This window comes from Akkermansia sp. KLE1798 (assembly GCF_001580195.1).
In the GTDB taxonomy this organism is placed as follows: Bacteria; Verrucomicrobiota; Verrucomicrobiia; order Verrucomicrobiales; family Akkermansiaceae; genus Akkermansia; species Akkermansia biwaensis.
Genome location: NZ_KQ971088.1, coordinates 65,585 through 89,399 on the forward strand (window position 1 = coordinate 65,585; position 23,815 = coordinate 89,399).

General features: G+C 51.7%; 12 protein-coding genes and 1 riboswitch. Of the genes, 3 read left to right on the forward strand and 9 right to left on the reverse strand.

Translation table 11 applies throughout. The features are described 5' to 3' along the window. The first annotated feature begins 358 nt into the window (after positions 1 to 358). Positions 359 to 1,387 carry a hypothetical protein gene (locus HMPREF3039_RS09015; RefSeq protein WP_067982497.1) on the forward strand — a complete coding sequence of 343 codons (1,029 nt, stop codon included), beginning with the start codon at positions 359 to 361 and terminating at the stop codon, positions 1,385 to 1,387. Between the two features lie 247 nt (positions 1,388 to 1,634). Here HMPREF3039_RS09015 and HMPREF3039_RS13835 read toward each other — a convergent pair whose 3' ends face one another. From HMPREF3039_RS13835 to HMPREF3039_RS09030, 4 genes are all read right to left on the reverse strand, one after another. Then, positions 1,635 to 1,934, reverse strand: a complete 300-nt coding sequence (locus tag HMPREF3039_RS13835; RefSeq protein WP_147549979.1) for a hypothetical protein — start codon at positions 1,932 to 1,934, stop codon at positions 1,635 to 1,637. Between the two features lie 302 nt (positions 1,935 to 2,236). Beyond that, on the reverse strand, positions 2,237 to 2,872 hold the full coding sequence (locus tag HMPREF3039_RS09020; RefSeq protein ID WP_147549976.1) for a hypothetical protein: 636 nt from the start codon (positions 2,870 to 2,872) through the stop codon (positions 2,237 to 2,239). A 609-nt stretch (positions 2,873 to 3,481) separates the two neighbouring features. Next, on the reverse strand, positions 3,482 to 4,405 hold the full coding sequence (locus tag HMPREF3039_RS09025) for a hypothetical protein (RefSeq protein ID WP_147549973.1): 924 nt from the start codon (positions 4,403 to 4,405) through the stop codon (positions 3,482 to 3,484). A gap of 23 nt (positions 4,406 to 4,428) precedes the next feature. Next, on the reverse strand, positions 4,429 to 10,179 hold the full coding sequence (locus tag HMPREF3039_RS09030) for an RHS repeat-associated core domain-containing protein (RefSeq protein WP_067569948.1): 5,751 nt from the start codon (positions 10,177 to 10,179) through the stop codon (positions 4,429 to 4,431). A gap of 886 nt (positions 10,180 to 11,065) precedes the next feature. On the opposite strand from HMPREF3039_RS09030, the gene HMPREF3039_RS09035 reads away from it, so the two are divergent. Continuing rightward, complete coding sequence (locus HMPREF3039_RS09035; protein ID WP_067569950.1) at positions 11,066 to 11,923, forward strand: glycosyltransferase; 858 nt, start codon at positions 11,066 to 11,068, stop codon at positions 11,921 to 11,923. A 298-nt stretch (positions 11,924 to 12,221) separates the two neighbouring features. On the opposite strand, the gene lpdA is transcribed toward HMPREF3039_RS09035, so the two are convergent. Continuing rightward, on the reverse strand, positions 12,222 to 13,610 hold the full coding sequence (lpdA, locus tag HMPREF3039_RS09040) for a dihydrolipoyl dehydrogenase (protein ID WP_067569953.1): 1,389 nt from the start codon (positions 13,608 to 13,610) through the stop codon (positions 12,222 to 12,224). A 169-nt stretch (positions 13,611 to 13,779) separates the two neighbouring features. Then, entirely contained in the window at positions 13,780 to 15,102 is a 1,323-nt protein-coding gene (locus HMPREF3039_RS09045) for an amidohydrolase family protein (RefSeq protein WP_067570078.1), read from the reverse strand. A gap of 145 nt (positions 15,103 to 15,247) precedes the next feature. Here HMPREF3039_RS09045 and HMPREF3039_RS09050 point away from each other — a divergent pair, with 145 nt between their 5' ends. Then, positions 15,248 to 15,850: a porin family protein gene (locus HMPREF3039_RS09050; protein WP_082770206.1), complete on the forward strand. Its 603-nt coding sequence runs from the start codon at positions 15,248 to 15,250 to the stop codon at positions 15,848 to 15,850. Between the two features lie 448 nt (positions 15,851 to 16,298). On the opposite strand, the gene HMPREF3039_RS09055 is transcribed toward HMPREF3039_RS09050, so the two are convergent. The 3 genes from HMPREF3039_RS09055 to HMPREF3039_RS09065 form a co-directional block, all read right to left on the reverse strand. Next, positions 16,299 to 18,641, reverse strand: a complete 2,343-nt coding sequence (locus HMPREF3039_RS09055; protein ID WP_067570080.1) for a beta-galactosidase — start codon at positions 18,639 to 18,641, stop codon at positions 16,299 to 16,301. Positions 18,642 to 19,020: 379 nt separating this feature from the next. Beyond that, complete coding sequence (locus tag HMPREF3039_RS09060; protein WP_147549970.1) at positions 19,021 to 21,153, reverse strand: ABC transporter substrate-binding protein; 2,133 nt, start codon at positions 21,151 to 21,153, stop codon at positions 19,021 to 19,023. 149 nt (positions 21,154 to 21,302) lie between these two features. Next, a complete protein-coding gene (locus HMPREF3039_RS09065; RefSeq protein WP_067569959.1) occupies positions 21,303 to 23,309 on the reverse strand; it encodes a TonB-dependent receptor plug domain-containing protein in 2,007 nt (668 codons plus the stop codon). Between the two features lie 36 nt (positions 23,310 to 23,345). Beyond that, a riboswitch (cobalamin riboswitch) is annotated at positions 23,346 to 23,482 on the reverse strand. Positions 23,483 to 23,815: the final 333 nt, after the last annotated feature.

Below are 23,815 nucleotides of genomic sequence, written 5' to 3' on the forward strand. Positions count from 1 at the left end.
ATCCTTCCATTTCTGATCAATTCCCCCTTCACAACAATATAGACAAATGATCCGGCTAAAAAAAGACGTGTTGCTTCTCTCCCGCAAGATAAATTCCACAGCAAGTTGGGCCTTGCAGGCCAGCAGGATTTCTCGGTTAAAGCAGGATTGAAATTACTGGACGTGAAAATAGGCCGTGTTAATGTACAATGTACCATGTGCTTTATCCTCCGGGAGTACCAGCATGCAAGGGAGAAAATTTGAGCCAGCTACCTCAGACCAACCACAATAAACTACTCCTTCTAAACATCTTGTTCTATTTCATAACATTCATTATATGTATCTCTCAAAATTGTTGGTATTGACATGCATCCTATGGATGAGCGGGGCCCAAGGTTCCTTCACCCGGGAGGCTGCAGAATCTGGACAGAAAAAATCACCCGATCTGCAGCAAAACGACCTTGGAACAGACATTTCTTCATTCAAATACGGCGTCTTGCTGGTCCATAATATCTTGCAAGATTGTAAACAACTAAAAGACGTTCTCGATTCCATTACAACGCCGGAAACCGGACAAAACAAGGAAGAGACAATTTCCTTTCTTTGGGAACGTGCTGTACTCAACAATGTTATTCTAGGGGACAGCATTCGGAGCAACCCCGCAAAGTACGAGGCAACGGAAGATGAAGCAAAAGAATTGTATGCCTCCCTGGTAACTGTTAACCAGCAGCTCAAGGATACATTAGACCTGTTGCGTGACCTGCAAAAAAGAAACCTGTTGGAAATTGAATTTGAACTTATGCTGGAAACAAAGCGCTCCATCCTTGAGGGCTGTCTGGACAAGCATCAATCCTATCTTTCCGATCAGGACTGCATCAATGCTTTTGAGAAAAATAAGGGATATCCCTATTTGCTCCAGGCTTTTTTTGCGATGTACCGTGAAAAAGACATGAATGCGGCGAGGCTACTCTTCCGGGAAGGTGCACAGAAAGGGAGCAAGGAGGCGCAACTCATGGAAGCGCTCTGTGCGCATCCCAGCCCCCGCAAAATCATGGATGGCATTCTGGAAATTCTTCCCCATTTAAGTGCAGCCGCCGCCAGGATCACAGATCGGAACACGGCGGAAGCGAATGAGGAGAGCCTGGTCTCATTATTTAATTCCCTTCGTTTTCAAATTTCCCTGCTCAACAGGAGTCCCCAGTCTGAAAAAAACTCCGAATATATGCTTCAGACCTGGGAGCCCGCTTATCAAAAAGCAATGCAGCAATTTCATCAGGAATGGGCCAGAATAAAATCCTCTCAATATTTTGGAAATAAAAATCTGGAAAAAGCCATCTCAGGCAAATCAATATCCCTGAATGTGTCCATCAATTTAAAAACCCTTCTTAAATTGCAACCGAAATCATAGAAACATAAAAAGAAGTGCAGTCTCGTTTCCATATCTTAAACAGTTTCTCATTGAATTTATTCCAGCCTTTGGCTGGCCTGCGCCCCAGTAGCTCTCGACAAGCTGCTCTTTGCCAAAACCTTCATGCAGGCTCGCCATACCCTCAACGGCAGCACTCTGTGCGTGACCATCACAACGCGGCAGGCGTTCAGCATGATGTCCTGGAAAAATCGTAAATCGTAAATAACGACTATGACCTCCAGCTCCTTCAGGTCAGCTTCATTGGCCTGTAGCCCGGCGTCTGCTTCCTGATCACCGATTCCCTGTCTTTAATCAACATCGGCACTCCAACACCAAGAAGTATGCATGCGTCTGTCCGATGCGGCGTTCCAAAGACCAAGTGTACAGCATGTGGGAAAACGCCAAATTTCACAAGTTCCGGCCGCATGATTAAATCGACATCCTGTTGGAGGAAGCGGGCTTCGACATGGACGCCGTAAACATCGTGAAAGAAACCGTGATTTCCATTCACTTCGAGGAAAAATTCTCTGTAGTTCAATTCGGCCATATTGATACGGTTCACATTCAAAGGAACGGCTCCGGGTGATCGCCTTTTTTGCGATACGTGTGTTGGAGAAGTGTTACAGATTAATGTAACGATCTGATGATAATTTATCACAAATCCATCATCTCCCTTTTCGAATCCTTGCAAAGCTTCTGCGTGGTAAGGATTCCTTCTTTTCCTCCTTTCCATAATTTCCGGGTAGAGAAAATCCTCTCATACTGAAACTCATAACATAAAAGAGACATGAAATTCTAATTCAAATCTCTTTCTATTTCTATAAAAATAAATACTATATAGATCGGTCCCTAATTTAATCTGAAATAGTAGGATTCATCTATTTTTTTGGCTGGTGTTTTATTATCAATATATTCGTAATGAAATGTAGTCGTTTGTATTGTTATTGCACCCTGAACACTAATACTGATGCTTCTTAATTTTTTCACAATATGAATTTTGGTCCAATCATCAACAATATTCAAATCTTCCACGCATAGACCACGAATAATATTTTCAAGAATATCAAAATTATTTTCCCTTATTTCTATTGTTTCTCTAAAAATGAGTACATTGGAAAAACAATTCATAAGATAATTAAATTGATCCGAATTGCTGTACCTCCCCTGACGAAATGCTAGTTTAACATTATCCTCTTGATTGCTGGGTAATTGCATATCATATACGTCAAAAACGCTTTTCTCAAGATTACTATCTGATTTTCTTTCGAATAAAACAATATTCTCTTGAGGAATAATGATGAAGAAGGTGTTTTTTCTATATTCAAACGGCCTCAAAAAAGCCATCTCCATATTTTCCTGATCCTTCCAATTTAAATATGATGATAAATCATCATAATTTTTTGGGAAATTAGATTCTTTTTGAGAAGAAGGTGAGCAAGATATTTGTACAATGATTACAATAAATGCGATGATGATCTTCCTCATGGTTCATATATAATATTGTTAAGGATAATTAATTTCTTAAATTATTAGAATTTAACCTTGTGGGGGTCTTGCTACATTTCCTGTGGGACTGGAACACGAAAAAGCGCAAAGAGGCTCCACCTCCAGGTGCTCCTGGCAAATGAACCTTGTGCTGAAAGGGAATGGAAGAAGCGCAGGAGATGCGTTTCCGGATGAGTGCTTAGTTCCTTTTTCCAAAATCTTGCACACGACAGTGGCTTCCACCAGCGGAGCAGTATCACTTTCCTCAAAGATGATGAAATCTTCCGCGTTGGCAGCAGGGATCGGTCAGAATCCGGGCCAAGGGGAGCACAGCGGGAACGAATCACAAACAGGCCGCCATGGCACCAAGGCATGCAATGGAGGTTCTGCCAGTTCCGTATCATCCAGCCACGGGACGTTCTGCCTGGAAAGAAAGGCTGCCAAGCATACTCAGCCGGAGAAAGTCCTTCTTTACCCCTAGGAGCTCTCCCGGCATCTGGAATAGCAGACAATAATAACACTGGAATTCAAAAAATAATAAATAATCATAACCAGAAAGAGCAATAGAATAGTTCAAAGCTCTTCAATTAATTTATTTAGAAAAAAGGATTAATCTTCAAGTATGAAAATTCCTTTTTTTAATCCTTTTCGGAATCCCCAGCTTATCCAATTTGGAAAGGAAAGAGATTGCCTATTATTATTTTCCAAATTATATTTATTAATATTAAAATACTTAATAAATTGATTACTGATATCCACATATCCACATAATACAATATACATAAGCTTTTTATTATTATAAAAATTATTTTCTGCCATTGTCTTTATTTCTTTCAAATACAAATCTGTTATAACAAGCCATTCTTTACTCAAGAAAGCAGAAAATATCTGCATTTCAAATTCATTCAATTCCGGAATATGTTTTTCCAAACTTTCCATCAGAATTTTCATTTTATCTTCCAAAACATCTAAATCTTCATCTTCTATATTCTTGTTTTTCAACAATTCCAACAAGGATAAATAGTCTCTTACAATCAAAATTTCCTGCATAAATTTCGCATGGATATATTCTGAAATCACTATTTCAGTTTTTCCAATAAAATTATTATAAGATATTGCCATATTATTAGGTTTTATTTTATTTAACAAATTATTGTCTTCCAAAAATATCATTGCATCAATAATATTCTTCTTGGATTGTTGATAAGATTTAGAATAAGAATCATTCAATTTCCATAAAATATTGAACTCATTAAAATCTATATACTTGTTATATCCTTTTTGTTCCAATTTTTCCAATGAAATATTGGCTTTATTTATATCTTTATTGGCGACTTTAGCAGAATCAAAACTATTCACTTTTGACAATATATGACTGCATTCAGTCATAATGTTAATCCAACTATGTAATATAGCTTGCTTCTGAATATCTCGCTCTAAATAAAAATCATTTTTAGAACATTGAGCCATAGTTAAATTCCCCAATGAGAACAAGACAAACAATAAATAACATAATTTTCTGAATGCAGTCATATTTAGTAAAAGTTTAAACAATATTATTCTATATAAGTATATTTACCTGTCCATATATTACATCTACAAGTCATTTTAAAAGAAGCAGTGCTACTAAAGTTCTTGATTTCTTCATTACAATTTCTTTCCATATATCTTGCAGCTGAATAACTTGGATGTATGGATGAGACTTCTCCCTTTTTACCTGTATCAAAGATATATATATCTTTCAATGTAGTGTCTGATTCAAACTCATTATCTTTAGTTTTTTTAATTTTAAAATCAGATCTAACACCACCGTAAGAATATAACAAATAAATATCTTTCAAGTATCTAAATTCTTGATTTTCTTTTTCTACTATTTCCCCTATTTCTTTAGGAGCATGTTTTTTCAAATCCTCGCACAAAGAGTTACCACTTTTCTTCAACATATCTTTGATGTATTCGTCGGGCACAGTAATCTCTCCAGGCGTATTCTTATCTAAAAATTTCTCCATAAAATAGGCAGCCAATTTGAGTTTGTTTGCTTTCCATGAACGTATTTGAGCTTCGAGCTGTTTTCTGGCTGATTGACAATCCCAACCTTCTTCCCAAATATCAAAACCGGATAATCCTAACCGATCAAAACTGATAAGTGAATTATTGAAAACAAAAACATATAAATTTTCATTTTCTTCTTCTTGAAGAGGGTCTCTACTAATCCATCTGCCATCCATAGGATTGAGATAGCGGTAATTGTAATAAACCAATCCCATTTCGTCATCAGCATACTCGCTTGAGAAGCGGAACGGATTCTGTTCGGCTGCATTGCCTTCCATTTTGGTTATCTTACCATAAGGGCCGTATTCGTACAAGGCCCTTCTTCCTGCCTGGATGCCAAACAATGCCATTGTGTTTTTCAACAAGTCATGCGTGTAGTACAGGTCTTCCTGGTAAGTTCCCGCTTCATCAAACAGGCTCATGGCAAGAATGCGTGTCGCTGAAGATTCCATCGGGTCCCACAGGTAGGTCTTGCGCAGGATAGGTGTTGCCTCCTCCGTTGTATCGGTGGCATCCAGCTCCGCAATTTGCAGGTAGTTGCGGTACAGGAAACGTTTGCGTGTAACAAGGGCTTCCTCTTCGTACACGGATTTCTCCACACGTCTTCCCCGGTAGTCGTAACGGCATTTCACACGTTTGTCACCTTGCGTGAAGCTCACCGCCTGATTCAAGGCATTGTAGGCAACGGTCCATTCTCCCGTGGCTGTCCTGATTTTCGTCTGGTTCCCGGCGGCGTCATGTTCCGGAACGAACGCAGCCAGCTCTCCTTCCCCAATGGAAATATACTGGTTGAGTTCATTGGTTTCATACGCAGTGGGAACAGCCGTGCCTTCCCGGGACATTTCCCGGTTCCCGATATTGTCATAGGCGTAGCTGTAGGTTCCTCCACGGCTCATGGCATCGGCAGTCAGCTCGCCACGGTCATTATACGTGTAGGCATGTGTCAAATCGGGACTGGGTGTGTTGAAATAATCCTTTTTCGTCACGGGACGTCCCAGGGAGTCATAGGTGTAATCAACCTTGGCCGGATAATTCTGACCTCCCGGACGCAGATAATCCACTTTAATGACCAAGTCTCGCTTTTCTTCCCATGTGTACCATCTCTTCAGCGTATTGGGATAGTTCAGCGTCTCCAGCAAACCGTTATTGGCATTGTAGCCATAGGTAAACGGAGTTGCGGCTTCATTGAGGGCAACGGTGGAAAGCCTTCCGGCATCATCATAACTCAGCGCCGTCTGCAGAACAGTGGCATTGCCGTATTCCAGGCTGTAACCGCCGTCCCTGCCTAGGTTGTCCTTCCGGTACGTCAGGATGCCCGGCACCAGTCCCGCCGTTGTTTCCGCCTCCAGTTCATTGTACTGGTTGTAGGAGAATTCCCGGGTTCCGGCATCGTCCGTCACGCGGGTCATCTGCGCCAGATGGTTGTAGGCATAGGCAATGCCAGGAGTTCCGTCACTGAACGTAACGGACGTGTTCACTCCCTTGGGCAAATCATATCCATAGGTAGTCCTCACTCCACGGGCATCCGTGGTGTTGGCAACCATGTTCAGGATATTGTAAGCCGTATCTTCATGAGTTCCATCCGGATAGGTTTTGCGCATCGGCAGGCCGCCAGCCTTATGGTAGGTCCAGGTGGTCGTGTCCCCGTCCGTCCTTTCCCTGGGATCGGTCGTTATAGTTTCACCACTTGTCCGGAACGTGCGCAGGCTGGTGAGATGGTCGGCATTGTCATAAGAGAAAACGGCTGGCTGAAGGGCCGTACCCCATTCTGCAATCTTTCTCCCCCTCATGTCATAGGCGTAACAGGAGGTATGCCCCAGAGCGTCCGTGATAATAGTAGGAGAGTCGATCGGTTCCCCATAAGCGTAAGTAGTGGCATTCCCCGCAGCATCCGTTACACTGACTGTCCGCCTGGCGATGTCCTGGACAGTCGTTGCCACATTGCCACGAGCATCCGTGGAGGCGAGAACAATGCCTGTTTCCGTGTAGCTGCGGGCAATACTTGTCGTTACTCCGGCATAATCAGTACGGGACACAGCCATGCCATCCACGATCAGGGAGCTTGCCGCAATTTCACAACCCGGTATTTTGTTCTTGCTGATTCGCTTGGCATCTCCGGCATACTCCGTCCAGGCAACAGTTTCCTGCCCTCTCGGGTCAATAGAAACCGTCCTGTTTTCCAATGTCGCGGACAGGGAGGAAATCAAGACCTTTTCCGTGAGGGAATAGGTTGTTCCCAGGCTGTTGTTCATAGTCGTGGTCGTGAGCCGGTAGATGCCGTCATCCCCCTGTTCAGCTGCATAGGAATAAGTCGTGATGCGGGAATTGGTGGCATCGGGATGATCGTCCAGCTTCCATGTTTCCTTCGTTACATTGCCAAAGGCGTCGTATTCCTTCAAGGTTGGAGCCATAGCGGTAGCAGGCGTTCCCGCATCCACCTCCGTCTTGACAAGATGCCCCCGTTCATCATACGTGAACCGGCTGTAATAGAAACTGCCCAGAGCATTGGCCGTGGCCGTGCGGATGATTTCCCCATAACCGTTGGTGATTTCCCGGAACGTTGCTACCGGGTCTCCTTCAGCCTGCGCTTCCAGCGTGACTTTCCGGATGCCATCCTCAAGGATGTCAATCCTGTGGGACAATTCCTTCTGACCCGTCCCTCCCTGGTAGAGAAGAGTACCGTCAGGGGCAGTTGTCCGAATCAGGGTTGCTCCACGGGGAAGCGTCGCCGTCGTCGTTAATCCGTCGTCGCTATAGGCGTAGGTCGTAACCCTTCCCAGTTCATCCGTCTCGGAACTGACGCGCCCCAGCACGTCATAAGCCGTCCGGCGCACAGTGCTCATGGCTCCAATGTCCTTTCTTTCCTCAACCACACGCCCCAGGGCATCCCTCGTATAGGAGATGATGGATTCAGGGGTAGTCTCCGTCGCGGAGCGGATCATTTCCACCAGCCGCCTTGCGCTGTCATAGCCGTAGCTGGTCAGGATGCCGTCTTCGTCACGCTGCCATAAAACGCGCCCGTCGCACATCAGTTCCCGTTCCGTTATCCGTCCGTTGCCGCGCGTCTTCCTGGTCCAGCGGTTCTGAAGGTCAAACTCGTAGTCGGCGCTGTCCAGCAGCGACCAGGTTCCATCCGTCAGCAGGATGTATTCCTCCGTCCTGACCGTGTTGCCTTCCGCCGAGATGAAGGACACCATTCGGCGGCTCTGCCCCGGTACGGGCGCTCCGTCGATTTGCGTTTCCTCCGTCACGGTATAGGCCGCCCCATACCGGATTGCACGTTCATAGGAATAAACCCTCTGTACGCCGTCAATACCCTGGCGCATCTTGAGGCGTCCCCTGGCATACGAATTGGGCGCGGAGGCCAGCCACGTCTCCGTCACTTCCAGCCGCGTTCCTTCAGCCCCAAGGGCAGTCGTCCTTTCTTCCACGCGCCTGACGTCGTTTTCTTCCGTATAGGTATAAAGCGTCTGGTTCAACTGCACGTCCGCCTTGTTCTTTTGCCGAAGTATGGTGGTCACTTCTGCGGGATCGTGATCGTTGAACTTCGCTTCGCAGTAGGTCGTCTTCACTCTCTTTTCCGCAAAGCCTTTATACGGTGTGGAAACGAGAGTCTGGCGGCCCAGACGATCCTGTTCGTACTTGACTTCGGAACCGTCCGGACGCGTTTCTTTCGTCAGAACCCCGTTGGCGGAATATTCATAAGAAGTCGTGCGGGCCATGCCGGAACCGTAGCCTTCCGTTCTGCTCATCAGCAGATTGCCTTGCGGGGTGGATTTGTAGCTCTCCATCAGGCTGGAAACCGCCATTCCTTCTTCCCCCATCCGCACTTCCGTCAGCAGGTTCCATTCCTTTTCGGAGGCCTCTGTGCGTGTCCTGACCGTATGAATAGCGGAGTCTCCCGTGCCCTTGCCCAGGCACCATACCTCTCCATTCTTCCACCAGGTTGTGACAAAATCATTCCTTCCGGGCGTTCTTTCCGTCACGCTCGCCTTGTCCCCTTCTTCATTTCGGGCAAAAACAAAGCGCTTGAACGGCTCTCCCGTCACGGCATAAAGCCCCGTCGTCTCATCCTTGGCCCCCACTTGGGAAGGAAGGTACAGGGCCAGCGTATAGCCCGCTTCCGTCACGTCCTGCACGCTGGCAAGGCCGTCTGAAATATTGCTCACCTGCCGCAGGGAACCATCTTCCGCATACACCACATCCATGAAAGCATGAAAATCCTCTTTCGTGAGCTGCTGGCCGCTGGATGCCGTAAAACGCACGGGATCTCCCGTTTCCACGGAATAGACCACCTTGCTGCCATTGGCTTCCGCCACTTCAATGTAAACCGGATTGGAAACGACCGGTGTAAAATCTTCTCCCAGCCTCCGGGCGCGGTTGGTCAGGCGCGTGTTGTAGCCGATGTTGCCCACACTGCCGTTGTCCTCTTCCCCCTGGGTGATGAAGTAATAGGCCAGCAGGGAACCTTTCTGAACAGCTACCATGCAGTTGTTGCTCAAGCCTTCCGTGGGTTTGAGCAATTTGCTGTGCAGCACATGGCGGAACAACAGGGCGGAGGGGGACCAGAGGCGTTCTGTAAAGTCCTCCTCCACGATTTCAATCTGGCCTCCGGGTACGCCGGGCAATCCCCGGAACAGGCCAAAGTTGCACTGCCAATACATGCTTTCCTGGGAGGCATCCGCCGCCACGTTCGTTCCTGCGGAGGAGCCGGACACCGTGGAGCGGGCCAGCCGGGAGGACATACGGGCGGAGGATGGAGAGGAACTGGGGCTGGTTCCCCCGCTGGGGGCGTCCGGGTCCTCACAAACTTCCTTGCCGTCACATCCCTTCTTGCACACCACCGGCTTGTTTTCTGCGGGCACGATGTCGTAGAGTTCCACCTGGACTCCGTTCAGATAGGAGTCGAAGCGCGAGACGTTGCCGGATTCCGGCTTGTAGTCGATGTTGGTGTGGGAAAGGAAGGCCTGGTGCCATCCCGCTTCCAGTTCCACGGTGACAGGATCGGATTCCCGATATTGTCCCGGATCGGCAATGCTGGCTGTCTGGCCTCCCAGCGTAAAATAACCATAATCGTCCGCGCCGATTTTGATTTCATAAGAGCCTGCGGTTTCAATTTTGATGTAGCCGTCCCAAAGGGTGGTTTTTTCGGGAGCTGGAGCTTCCACATTCAAATGGGGCTGGTCGCCTTTCAGTTGGCCTTCCCATTTGTCCAGGGGAAATTCCGCTTCAAGTAAAGTAATAGAGTTGTTCATGGTCTGATGATTGAGTTTTTAGTTTTAATGATTGGTACAGCCGTCCTGGAAAATGCCCGGAAGACTGGCGGCTGCCATGGGCCGTTCCGGGAGAAACAGAAAAGGCCTGTGGCCTTTTCTTCCGGTAATGGTTGATATATTTAGGAGACGTTATAAAAATATTTATAAACAAGAAATTACCGTTTCTTTTCAAAGATCGCTATTCCTCTTCCTATCCGCACCCATCCGAATACGTTATGTTGCCTGTCGAAGAGAAGCTACCATCGGTAAAAAGCTTATTCATCACTCTACACTTCCCTGCAGGGCGACTTTTAAGCATTACTTTCTCATGATCAAACCTCCGCTGGAGCTTCCTCTTAGGAAACCCGGATCAGGAACCAAGTAGGTCAATCCACTCCTTCCCCCAAATGGAAGATTCGCCATCGCTGGCAATTTTACATTACCCCCTTCCTATCCGATATGGTTAAAACCCCTTGTTGACCATAAATATAGCTTCGTTCCTAATCTGATAAAATTCCAAAAAATCATCCATATTAAAAACAATTATTTTCCTTCCTGAAATACTAAAACATCCCTCAGGAACAGTTGCAAAGTGAACGGAGGCATCTCTTTCCCACTAGAATCCAGACGCTTAATCCGTTCTTTAAAAACGACTTGTTTTCTCTTGCAAGCACTTTGCCGGGGTTTTATAGGTAATCATCATTTTCCTGAATCATGCGTCTTTTGGACTTCCCGAACAGGTTGTCCATTTTTAACGGATACCATTTTAATGCCGGAAATTAGGGAAGAAGTATCAACTCTTCTGGAAAAGAAAATGAAAGGAAAAGCCGGAAATCCGTCTCAACACAATTTCGGCATTTTTCTAAAGATACCAATAAAAAACCATATGAACCTCTACTTCGTCGCCAACAACCGCCATCATGTCTTTCATGCCGCCGTGGCCCTTTGGAGCATCGTCTCCTGTGACGATTCCTCCACCCGCTACAACGTATTTCTGAAAACGGAGCTGGAGGAAAAAACATGGCGCGACTTTTTCCTGCCAATCCCCCGCGTTTCCGTGTATGGAGTTCCCTTCAATGTTCCCTATGAACAATCGGTCCTTCTGAAAAAAATGAAGGACCTGGACGGGAACGATTCCAGAAAATACTTTTATCATAAATTCGATCTCTCGTGGACAGAGTCGGTCAGCCATCTCCTGACGGATGACAGGCTGCTCCTGCTGGATACGGACCTGTATGCCCGAAAGCCCCTGCAGGCGCTGTACGAAACTCCGCTTATCGATCACGAATGCATGGCCATGGTCATTGACACGGGAATCTGGAAATACCCGGAATGGGTGCTGAACCACAACCGTTCTCTTGGAATCGACCACCCGTGCTTCTACAACACCGGCGTAGCCCTCATCCATATAAGTTCATTCGTAAAACACCAAATCTGGGAAAAAAGCCTGGAAACCTATTCCTTCCCCACCATGCCGCCCCAGCACGACCAGGATATTCTCAACAGGCTGATTTTCAACAACGCGACCAGGGATATCAAAAGACCCTGCTGTAAAACCATGCCAAGCGTGTACAACATGAGCACAAAATGGTTCCCCTTCATGAATCTGGAAAAGGACGACATTGCCCTCGTCCACGCCTACGGGGACACGAAGCTCCCGCACTCCTCCTGCGATTGGGCCAACAAGGAATACGAACGCCTGACGGAAACCTACCGGAACATGGAAATTTCCTCTCCCAAATGATTCCGCACCATAGAAAGCCTCATGGAGTTTCCCTGCAAATCATGCAGGAACAATAAAAACAAGCAAATGCGGAATCTGCCGCCGGGACTTCATCCATGCAAGCCCCCGTACCCATGATCACGGCCCAAAGGCTCAAAGGAAACGATGCCGGTCCACGGAAGCCCATGTTTTCCATGGAACTCTCCTATCCTTTCCTGCGGCCAAAACAGGTAAGACGCGCGCCAACGCCCGTCAATACCGTTCGTTCGGGTACGGATTGCCGGGAAGAGCCCCGTTCCGGGGCTCTTCCGCATGATCCTTACATGTGGATGGCGATTCCCTCCGAGGCCAGCATGGATTCATGAATGGCTTCGGACAAGGTCGGATGGGCGAAAATCGTGGCGTGAATATCTTCATCCGTCAATTCCGCTTGAAGGCTCACGCCGAGCGTGGCAATCAATTCCGTAGCTTCCGGCCCCACAATGTGCGCCCCCAGCAATTCGCCGTTCTTGGCGCCGTACAAAGTCTTCACGAAGCCGTCCGGTTCTCCGGCGGCCACAGCCTTGCCAATGGCCTGGAAGGGGAACTTCCCCACCTTGTACTCCACGCCCGCTTCCTTGAGGGCGCGTTCCGTGCTGCCGACAGAGGCCACCTGCGGATAACAATACGTGCAGCTCGGGAAGAAGCCGACCTGTTTGGGCTGATAATCCGGATTGAACATGCCTTCCACCGCCTGCACGGCTTCATACGTGGCCGTATGGGCCAACAGAACACCGCCAATCACGTCGCCCGCCGCATAAACGCCGGGAATGGACGTGGCATAGCGGTCGTTGACCTTGATGAATCCCTTTTCCGTCAATTCCAGGCCGGAAGCGGCGGGAACGACCGGCTTCACGCCGATAGCCACCAGGCAAATATCCGCCGTAATTTCCTCTTCCTGCCCCTTGCTGTTTTTCACGAGGGCCTTCACCTTCCCGTCGCAGGTTTCCGTGACAGACTCCACGGAAGCGCCCGTCATGGTCTTGATGCCCTGTTTCTTGAAGGCGCGCTCCAGCGTCTGGCAGGAATCGTCGTCCTCATTGGGCAGGATGCGCGGCAGCGCTTCAATGAGCGTCACCTTCGTGCCGAACGAGTTGTAAATATAGGCAAACTCCGTGCCAATGGCCCCGGAACCAATGATGATCATGCTTTCGGGCCGCTTCTCCAGAACCATGGCTTCCCGGGAGCCGATGATGGTAGTGCCGTTCAGCGGAAGGCTGGGAACGGTGCGGGTCACGCATCCGGTACTGATGAGGATGTTCTTTCCTTCCAGCACTTGTGTCGTGCCGTCGGCAGCTTTCACTTCCACCTTGCCGGGGGCCGTGATGGAGGCTTCCCCGGTAACGGATTCCACCTTGTTTTTCTTGAAAAGGAACCCCACGCCGCCGGCCAGGCGGTCGCTGACCTTGCGGGAACGGCCGATGACCTCGCTCCAGTCCACGCTCACGCCTTCCACCGTCATGCCGAATTCCTTGGCCCGGCTCGTCACGGTCAGGTAGGCTTCCGCATTCTTCAAGAGCGCCTTGGTGGGAATGCAGCCCCAGTTCAGGCAGGTTCCCCCCACCCGGTCGCGCTCCACGCACGCCACGGTTTTTCCCATTTGGGCGGCGCGAATGGCGCCCACATATCCGGCGGGGCCGCCACCAATGACGATCAAATCATATTGCATGAACGTACTATAAAGGCATCTCCCCCGCCGGGTAAAGAATGAATGTGATCATCCGGCTTCCCGGGGGATTCAATGACAAAAGATGAAAGGCCACAGAGACAATCCGCCCATGGACATGGAACGGCTTTTCCCTATTTATCTTTGGCTGCCAATCTCTTATTTGCCCACTTTATACTTTCCCTTTTACCCACTCCACCAAGTCCTGCATTTCCGCGGCGGTATCCGCATACAGGCCGTCCGTGTAGCTGCCATCGTCATACAGGACACGGCCGTTCACCATCGTGAACACGCAATCCTTGCCGGAGGCGGCATAAACAGCGTGGGAAACTTCATTGAAGATCGGGCACAAATTGGGTTCGTCCAAATCCAGGGCAATCATGTCGGCGGGGGCTCCGGGGGCCAGCGTTCCCAGGCCCGGCGTACGGAAAATGCGTGCGCCTTCCACGGTTGCCATGCCCAGGGCTTTCATGGCGGGAACGGCTGTGGCGTCCCCGGTGCATCCCTTGGCAAGGATGGCCGCCAGCTTCATGGTTTCAAACATGTCCAGGCTGTTGTTGCTGCATGCGCCGTCCGTCCCCAGGGAAACGGGAATGCCTGCCTTCAGCATATCCTGCACCCTGGCGAATCCGGACGCCAGCTTCAGGTTGCTCACGGGATTGTGCACGATGGCCGCACCGGAGGCCGCCACCGTTTCCAATTCCTCATCCGTCACATCCACCATGTGGGCCAGCACGGCGCGTTCGTTCAGCAGGCCCATGTCACGGGCATAGGCCACAGGCCTCCTGTCCTGGTGCAGGGAGCGGCACTGTCCCACTTCCCCCGCAGACTCGGAAAGATGAATGTGGAGCATCAGGTCCAGTTCCTCCGCCAGTTGCATGGAACGCCTGAGAACGTCGTCGCTCGTGGTATACACGCTGTGGGGCATCACCGCCAACTGCACCCTGCCGCATCCTCCAAAGCGGGCGGCCTGCTCACGGTACAGGGCTTCCGCACCGTTCCAGCCGTCATAGGCCGGGGACGGGAATGCAAAAAGGGCCTCGCCTCCCGCACAGCGCATACCCATGCGTTCAGCTTCCTGCAGAACATTGATTTCCAGCAGATAGGAATCCACAAAGGCGGTCGTGCCCGTACGCATCATTTCATACATGCCCAGCCGCGCTCCCAGGGAGACTATCCTGTCCGTCAGATGCGCCTCCACCGGAAAAATGTGCTTGGTCAGCCATTCCATGAGAGGCAGGTCGTCCGCAAAACCGCGCAGGAAAGTCATCGGAACATGCGTATGCGCGTTGACCAGCCCGGGCATCAACAGGGCATTTCCCAAATCGCGCCGGACGGCAGGCATCCAGGCCGCCTCCAGCTTTTCCGCAGGTCCCGTTTCCAGAATCTTCCCGTCCCGGACGGCCACTCCGGCCTTGCCGTCCACGCCGGGCTGTTCCGTCCCCGTAATCAGACGGGAGGCGGTCACCAGCAGATCGCACGTTTGTTTCTCCATGCCGCGGAATGTAGCGTAAAAGGCCGGTTTTAGCAATTTCATCCCCCCGTCCGGCATGATTTCATGTAATTATGACATTTCTGTTTGACTTCAAACGTAAAAATTGACAAGAATGCGGGACAGTTAAATTCACCATTTATCCCACATGAACAAAACTATACTGTTAGGTTTGGCCCTTGCGGCCTCCGTATCCGCCGCAAACGCGTATCATGTTGAAAAATATGACGGCCAGTTCGGCATGTCCCTGGAAGGGGCCTACGGCATTGCCACCAAGGACGCCATGCCCAATGTGGCCGGCGGCAATCTGAGCATTTTCAACTACATTGAAACAGGCAGCATTGTTCACCAGATTTCCCTGAACGGCGGCATTCTGGCCGGCTCCCACCATCCCAGCGTTCACGACCTGGGCATCAGCGGCCCCTACACCGCCAGCCTCCGTTCCACATACATTCCGATGATGGCCGGCTATACCCTGAACCTGCCCATCGGCGACTACACCATGTTCTACCTGGGCGGCAAGGCGGGCGCCACTTACGGTGACGTGAAAGCCACTATCCACAGTCTGGAAGACGGCAGCCGGTCCCGCACCATTTCCACCACCAAATTTTCCTGGGCGGCCCAGGCCGGCTTCAAGTTCAGCGTGTCCCGGAGCACGGACTTCGTGATCGGCTACGAATACTACCAGATCCAGGGCTACAACGATCCCGGCTACCATATCATCAAGCTGGGCTTCTCGTGGGATTTCTAAGTACATTGCGTTCATCGCTATCTCCGGCGGCTCCGCATCATGCGGAGCCGTCTTTTTTTGCGCTTGAAACGGGACAACTCCCTTCGGATAGCCGGAAAACAAGGCGAGCGCCGCAAAGCCGGCTTTCTCAAAAGGCGGCACCTTCTGGAAGCGTATGACTATTCAACTGCCGGGAAGCCCGAGACGTTTCATGCTTCTTTGAAGGAGTAAAAATCTATTCAGATATAAAAATACCTCCTCTGCCTGAGGAGGTATTCCGTCCACGGAAACAAGAAAAAAACGGACGGCATCCGCCAGACAAACGGCCCCCGTGGAATGAAAAAACCAACCTTCCATGTCCGGAGGCCGGAGATACAGCCCAAAAAAGGCCCCGGTCGGGGCCTTTCAGGGATAAAATCGCCCGGGAACCAGGACTCTCCGCCCCGGTTCCCGGCCAGGAAAACAGTCCTCACTTGGCAGGCTTGAACGGCTTGGGAGAAGCGTACACCTCATAATCCTTGATGCGCCCGTTTTCCCGGTCCTGGCGCGGCAGGTAGCGGAAGCCGGAGAGCTTCTGCACCTTCCCCAGGTCCAGCACGATCATATGCGGATGCGGAGGATTGTCCCCCTGCCATTTGGTATGCCAGTATGTCGTGGGCTGGTTGTCCATGACCAGGCCCGCCTGGGCGGCTTCTCCCGCCGTTTCATGGGAGTCCGCATAAACGACGGACCACTGTTCCCGCGGCAGAAGGTTGCCGGAGGCATCTAAAAAGTTCAGCTCCGCAATGGCCGCATGAGGGCCGTTGTCATAGGCGTTCCTGCTGACGATGGCAATGTACCGGGCCTGTACGGGAGCCTTGAATTTGATCTCCTGCTGTTCCGCTCCCTTGGCAAAGGTGCCTTTGTGCACCATCTGGCCGGGTTCGGGAGCCACAGGCTTGCCTACTCGGAACACATCCGCCATGGCCGGATCCTTGTTCACTTCGTAAATGGCTTCCTTCACACCCTTCACGGTGCCGGAACCACCTTCCAGATCCAGCACCACGATTTCATTCTTGCCCGGTTTCAGATACTCTCCCGGACAGTACAGGGCCTGCTGGGAACCGATGAACCAGAAACGGCCCAAATTGGCCCCGTTGACCCACACCACGCCCTTTTTCCAGCCGTCGCGCATGTCCAGATAAGTATCCTTGGGCTCGGAAACATTGAAATACCCCCGGTGGAATACGGGCTGGTCCCCTCCCGGATTTTTTCCGGAGAAGGACAGCGTTCCCACCCCCTTGCACGGGAAGCTGTAAATGGCAAAATACTCCAGCTTGTTCCCGTTCAGCGTAATGGGGCCGCGGATGCCCTTGCGCTCATCCAGTATCTGGCGGCCGAAGTTGATGCGGCCCATGTTTTCTACCAGAATATCCACCGTATGCGTTCCGGAGGGAATGTTCACGTCACAGGAATCCTGCTTGTAGCGGCGGTCCGCCGTCCCCTGCCTTTTCCCGTCCACGTAAACGATGGCGCGGTCCTGCATGTTCTCCATCTTCAAGACTCCCTGCACGGGCCCCTTCACCTTCGTCCGGTACAGGATGAAGCCCAGGCTTTGGCCCAGCGCCTCCATGTGGACGGGTTCCTTCCGGATTTCCGGGCGCGGCATCCGGGCGAACATGCCCGCCTTTTCCGTGAAAGTAATGGGCGGCAGCTCCATCATGTCCGGCTGGGGAGGCGGCTCCGGTAGCTTGACGGTATCTCCGTAATAATCCTGAATGGTCTTCCGGAAAGTATGGAAGCGCTGGGTCAGCGTACCGTTTTCAGAAATAGGGGCGCCGTAATCGTAATTGGTTACATCCGGAGTGTAGGCCCCTTCCCAGTTGGCTCCGTTCATGAATCCGAAGGAAGTTCCGCCGTGCGCCATGAACAGGTTGGGGGAGACATTGTTCTCCAGCATCCATTTCAAATCCCGGTTAAACCCTTCCGTGCTGCCGCCATTCTTGGGCTTGCCCCAGTGGTCGAACCAGCCCACCCAGAACTCGCCGTTGAGGCGGGGAGTCTTGCCCTTGTGCTTTTCCAGATTCGCAAAAGCCCCCTTGGCACCGCCTCCGAAGTTCATCGCGGGAACGATTCCCGGCAGCGTGCCATTATTAATCATCCAGTCATTGGAGCCGTCGGAAGTGAAAGGCACCACGCCAGGCAATTCCTTCTGAATCACTTCCAGGTGCTTTTTCACATAATCCTTGTCAGACCCGTAGGAACCATATTCGTTCTCCACCTGCGCCATGATGATGGGGCCGCCCTTGGTGATCTGCAGCGGCTCCAGCATGGAGCAGACTTTCTGGAGATAGGCCATGGCCGGCTCCAGGAAGCGGGGATCCTGGGAGCGCACCTTCAGGTCTTCATCCTTGAGAAGCCAGCCGGGGAAGCCGCCGAACTCCCATTCCGCACACACATAGGGGCCGGGACGCACGATAACCCACAGCCCCGCCTTCTGGGCCTCCTTGACAAACTCTACAAAATCCCGGTTCCCGGAAAAATCCCATTTACCCGGTTCCGGTTCATGCACGTTCCAGAACAGATAGGTGCAGACGGTATTCATGCCCATGGACTTCATGCGCTGGAACCTGTCCTGCCAGTGGGAACGCGGCACGCGCGGATAGTGCATCTCTCCGGAAATGATCTTCACGGGCTTGCCGTCCATCAGGAAATTTTCCTGATTGGTGGTGAAGACGTGCTTGGCGCCGTCATTGGACTCCGGCATGGGCATGGGAGCGGCCACACACAAATGGGCAGCCAGCAGCAAAACGGAAAAAAGGGATAATTTCATGATAAAATAAAACGAATGGTGATCGGAATTACTTTCGCAAAAATGCGTCTGCATTCAATATTAAAAAGGATAGACCAGAAAGAGACCACTTCCGTCCCGAACGGATTTAGTCATGAATTTTCAATACTGAATATTACAATATTTAATCAACGATTATTTGCGCTGCAATCCCTCTTTTCCTACCTGCAGGGCCGGAAATGGCAGCCGGAAATTTCTCTGTGGGTGCCCTCGCCATTTGAGGCAGGCAGTGTTTTCAACCCAAGAAAGGAACCCGCTGCTCCGACACGCCAAAGCCTCGATACTGCTTCGCCGTCTCTCTCTCCCTGCATCCCGGTTTCTTCCCGACTGGCCTTTTATATTCAGGCCACCTGGGCAGAGGCTACTCTCCGGAAGAAGGTCGCAACGGATCATCACGGTCCTTCAAACGTATCACCTCATGCCTTTCCTCAAACGGAATGCCACGGCGGCGGGCATCCTGCGTCTCCTTCTTCACTTTGTCGTCCACCCAGTACAGATGGGATTCCAGCGGATTGTAGAGCCGGGGGGAACAAAAACGGGTGGGAGACTCCGGCCAGCGTATCCAGCGCCAGCAGGCAATGTGGGTATAAGGCTCCCTCCAGCCCGGAATCCATACGCAGAGGTCATGAATCCGCTTTTGGGCACGGTGGAGCGCCTCCTTCAAAGCCGGGTAATCGGGAGCTTCCCGTTCCGCATCCAGCGCGGCATCCAGTTCGGCATCCGCCACGGCGAAAATATTGTTCGTGTTTCCTACGGAATTTCCCCGCCCGTCATACGCCAGTTCCGAGGCGAACGTCTCATACAGGCGGGGGAACGGCGTGTCCAGAGGCCACGCCCACAAAGCGGCTTGGTACCTCTTTTCAAAAACCTTGCGGGAGCACACGCTGTACGTGAGGGGGTCCAGCTTGAGGTCCACACCGCACTTCAGGGCCTCCTGCCTGATGATGGAGCAGACGTTGGTCATCATGTGGGAGGAATCCGCAAAAGTCAGCTCCAGACACAGGCGTTCCCCACGTTCGTTTTTCAGAATTCCGTCTTCCCCCATCTCCCGGAAGCCCGCGCGGGCAAAATATTCCATGGCTTTTTTCTTGCTGTATTCCGGGGCTTTCAGCGGCAGTGTCAGGTCGCCGTATCCCTCCATGTAGGAGCCGAGACGCCTCATGTTCCCGCGGAACAGGGAGTCAATCACCATCCCCATGTTCACGGCATGGGCCAGCCCTTTGCGGATGTCGGTATTCCTCAGCATCCTGTCGGAACAATTCAGGTACAAGCCATACGGAGGGCAGGCATAGCCCGCTTCCAGGCTGTATTTGTCCATGTAGCCCCGGTGCACTTCCGGCAGTTCCAGCTTGCCCTCCCATATTTCCGGCTTGCGGATGTTCATCATGTCCAGGTCCCCGCGCCGGAACATCTCAATCGCCTTGTTCTCCAGGTTTACAAAAACATGCTCCACCTGGTCCGCATTGCAGGAATAGCGGTAATACTTCCTGTCTTTCGCCCACCAACTCTTTACGCGGGCAAGAGTGATGCGCTCCCCCTGCCGGATTTTTCCGGGCACAACCATGTACCCGCCCGTGTTCGGCGCGGCCTTCCACTGGTAGCGTTCCAGAAACAGCGCATTGAAATCATGGTAAAAACCGGGATGCGCCGGATGAAAATCCACACAGGCCATGTAAGGCAGCAGAGGCCGCGGAGACGGTACGGTGAGCGCAATCACGGAATCTCCGTACACGGTGATCCGGTCGAACGTGGAGCGGAACAGGGCTGTCCAGAAAGGGTCCCTGGCGGCGTCCGACGTGCGCAGGCAGATATTCAGCAGAAAATCCTCCGCACGCACGGGCCGTCCGTCCGAATAGGCCGCTTCGGGGTCCAGATGGTAAAAGACCGTGCGGCCATCCGCGGAGACGGCCCAGCGGTCCGCCAGCCCCGGGATGGGCCGAAAAGTTTCCGGATGCAGTCCCACCAGGGGAATCCACACATTGTCAATGGCGGAATAGTTGAAGAAATTCTCGCTGCCGGGACCGAAAGCCCGCAAGGTGCCGGGGAACGGCGTATTGATCCACAGCCGGACCTGGCCGCCCTTCACGGCACGGGGGTCCCCGATCTCCGGTTCCTCCATGCCCGTATGCCATTCCAGGCCGGAGGGCATCTCTTCCAGCGGAAGCACGCGGATATGGTCCCCCTGTTCCAGACGCTTTTTGATGTGTTCCACGGAACGTTCACGTTCCGCCAGGCGGCGCCCGTCGCCTTCCCCGCGGGAAACGGCCAGCAGTTCTTTTTGCTGCTCCCCTCCCGCCAGTTCCCGGAGCAGCTCCCTTTCCACGGACCTGTTCCAGCGTTCCACAAAACCGTCAAATACGGCCGGCATTCCCCGGTCGTCGGTATTTCCGGCCCCCTCGTTCCAGACCGCGGATTCCCGGTGGGAGAAGTAAAACACCCCCCCTATGAACACGGCCAGGAGCAATGCCCCCAGAATGGACAGCCAGCGAAACACGATCAACGATTACCCGCCCTCTTTTAACCTATATCCGGTCCTAATGAAAAAGAAAATCCCCATCCTCCGCCCGGGACAGTTTCCTTCGCCTGAAACAGTCCGCAAAACGGAAGATGGGGGTGCAATCAACAATTAACGCTGGAGAGAGTTTAGAATTCGACCGTCACACCGCCGAAGACGCCCAGTCCGCGGGCCTGGCGGGGACCAAAGTTGTAGTCGTTCGTGATGATGAAATTCTGATCGAACAGGTTTTCTACGCGCACATGCAGGGCTACGTTGTCCGTAACCTGGTACCTGGCGAACACGCGCGCCGTGAAGAAATTGTCCAGGCGGGCGTAGTTGTAGTCCGTGCGGCCCATTGCGGACGTCACGCCAAAGCCTACCGTCAGTTTCTCAAGCGGGGAAGTATGGATTTCCGCGTTGATGGTGTGGCGGGCGGTGTTGGCCATCTGGCGGGTTTCGTAACTGCCGATGGAGTCGCGCTTGGGCATCGTGAATGTATAGTTGGCATAGTAGCCGCTGTTCCACGCGTCCTTGAACTGTCCCTTGAAGGCGACTTCCACACCGTAGGAGGTGGCATGGGAATAATTCGCGTACGTGGTGTAGGAATCCGGCCAGGTGCCTACGGACCTGGTGCCGATTTCATCATTGATGCGGGTCCAGAACCCCGTCACGGAAGCGTAATGATTGTCCGCCAGGCGCTGTTCCACGCCCAAGTCGCCGCCCAGGGACTTGGAAATGTCCAGATCGGGATTGCCTACGTAGCCGTAATTGGCGGCATACTGCTCAAAATACGTGGGAGCCCGGAAGCCGGAACCCACGGAACCGAAAATGCGGGTGGGGGAATCCTTGCCCGTCACCTTCCAGGAATTGGAATAGCGCCAGGTGAAATGGTTGTTCCACACGGAATCATGCTCCAGGCGCAATGCCACGCTGGCGTCAAAATTGTCCGTGGGGGCCCACATCTGTTCCGCGAAAAACGCCAGCGTGCTTTGCCATTCGTCCTTGGACACGTAATTGTTTTCACTCGTGTAGGCGGAGCGGTCCCAGGCCATCCCGGCAATCGTCTTCCACTTCCTGTTCCAGGAAAGGGCATTGCGCCACTCCGTCTGAAAACGGCGGTTCCGCATCACGTTGGGCTGGAAGTCGTATTCCGGCGTGTGGGTGGAATAATTCATGTTGTAATGTCCCACCATGAAGCTGGTGGACCACAACTTGCTGAGTTCCGCATCCACGCGACCGGTGATCAGGTTGCTGCGGTTTTTGTCTTCCGTATTGTACAGGTGGGAGTCCGGCACGGCGGGCCACTGATTGTAATCCACATACGGAGTGGGATATTCAAAATAGGAATCCAGGCGGCGGTAGGTAAAGCTGAGCTTCACCTTGTCGTTGACGTCATAACCCAGGCGCAAGGCTTCCTGCCACTGGCGGAAGTCGTTCATGCCCGTCCTGTTGTCATAAATGGAATCGTAAATCGTGGGATCGTTTTCCGTGGTCTCAAAACCCACGCCCACAAAATAGGACAACTTCTTGATCTTGCCGGAAGACGTCACATAGCTGTTGAAGGAGCCGAAGGAACCGGCCTCCGCAAAAATCCTCGTAACCGGGTCGCCTTCCCCTTCCGGCGTGTCCATGGCAACCACGCCGCCGATGGCGCCGGAGCCGAACACGGCGCCCTGCGCGCCCTTCACCACTTCCACATTGCCCACCGTAAAGAGATTGGTGATGCCCAGCAGCTTGTTGCCGGACATGTTGACATCGCTGATGCGCATGCCGTCAACCATCGTCAGGGTGTAGGTTTCCTTGTTCATCCCGCGGATGACGGTATTGCTCACGGAACCGCGTTGCCAGGTGCCGCCGCCGTCCAGCGTGAACACGCCGGGCGTCTGGGAAAGGGCTCCCGTCAGGGTTTCAATTCCCTCTTTCTGGAACTCTTCCGGATTGATCACGGAAACGGAAACCCCGGACTGGTTGTACGGCACGCCCACAAAATGGGACGCCATGGTCAATTCAGGCATAACCTGCATGGTTTCCGTCCTGGTGACGGGCTTGGCGTCTTCCTTGTTGACGGATTCTGCAAGAGAGGACTGGCCCGCAAACGCGGCAAGGCCAACGGCAATAGCGCCCATCTGAAGGGCTTTCTTGGTATAAAGCATGGTTGTAACGCCTTACGTCCGGTAACTCGCCGGACAGTTTGGACAACCCCCTGAGGCTGGTTTTCTGGCTTGCAGGATATCCTGCTTACAGTGGCGGTACCGCTCCGGATTTGCACCGGTATTCCCCATCTATTTCCTGCCCGGCTACGGGCGTCCCTGAGGTCTGTAGCCCTTCCCATAAGGGCTCATGGGATGGATGAAATACCAAAGCCCCCACCATGACAAGACAAAAAAAATTTTCTTTGAACATTTTGTCACTTGATTGTTTTCCCCGGTATGCTCCCTCTTCCGCCCTGCTCGCCTCCTCCTTGGAACATTTCTCCGGGGCAATCCGGGAGGACAAATTAATGATTGATTATAAATATTCTATGAATATTAAATTCTCCAAGGCATCAAAAATGCAGAGAAAGAATTCCAGCGGCTAAAAAAATTGCCGGCTGGCAGATGCCAAAACATCCCCCTCCGCACCGTCACATCTGCCGTCATTTTTCCTCTCCATCTCTGCC

Coding starts and splice junctions, on each gene's coding strand:
- lpdA (WP_067569953.1), bottom strand. CDS start 13,610: ATGCAATATGATTTGATCGTCATTGGTGGCGGCCCCGCCGGATATGTG.
- HMPREF3039_RS09020 (WP_147549976.1), bottom strand. CDS start 2,872: ATGAGGAAGATCATCATCGCATTTATTGTAATCATTGTACAAATATCT.
- HMPREF3039_RS09055 (WP_067570080.1), bottom strand. CDS start 18,641: ATGAAATTATCCCTTTTTTCCGTTTTGCTGCTGGCTGCCCATTTGTGT.
- HMPREF3039_RS09015 (WP_067982497.1), top strand. CDS start 359: ATGAGCGGGGCCCAAGGTTCCTTCACCCGGGAGGCTGCAGAATCTGGA.
- HMPREF3039_RS09050 (WP_082770206.1), top strand. CDS start 15,248: ATGAACAAAACTATACTGTTAGGTTTGGCCCTTGCGGCCTCCGTATCC.
- HMPREF3039_RS13835 (WP_147549979.1), bottom strand. CDS start 1,934: ATGGCCGAATTGAACTACAGAGAATTTTTCCTCGAAGTGAATGGAAAT.
- HMPREF3039_RS09035 (WP_067569950.1), top strand. CDS start 11,066: ATGAACCTCTACTTCGTCGCCAACAACCGCCATCATGTCTTTCATGCC.
- HMPREF3039_RS09045 (WP_067570078.1), bottom strand. CDS start 15,102: ATGGAGAAACAAACGTGCGATCTGCTGGTGACCGCCTCCCGTCTGATT.
- HMPREF3039_RS09025 (WP_147549973.1), bottom strand. CDS start 4,405: ATGACTGCATTCAGAAAATTATGTTATTTATTGTTTGTCTTGTTCTCA.
- HMPREF3039_RS09065 (WP_067569959.1), bottom strand. CDS start 23,309: ATGCTTTATACCAAGAAAGCCCTTCAGATGGGCGCTATTGCCGTTGGC.
- HMPREF3039_RS09030 (WP_067569948.1), bottom strand. CDS start 10,179: ATGAACAACTCTATTACTTTACTTGAAGCGGAATTTCCCCTGGACAAA.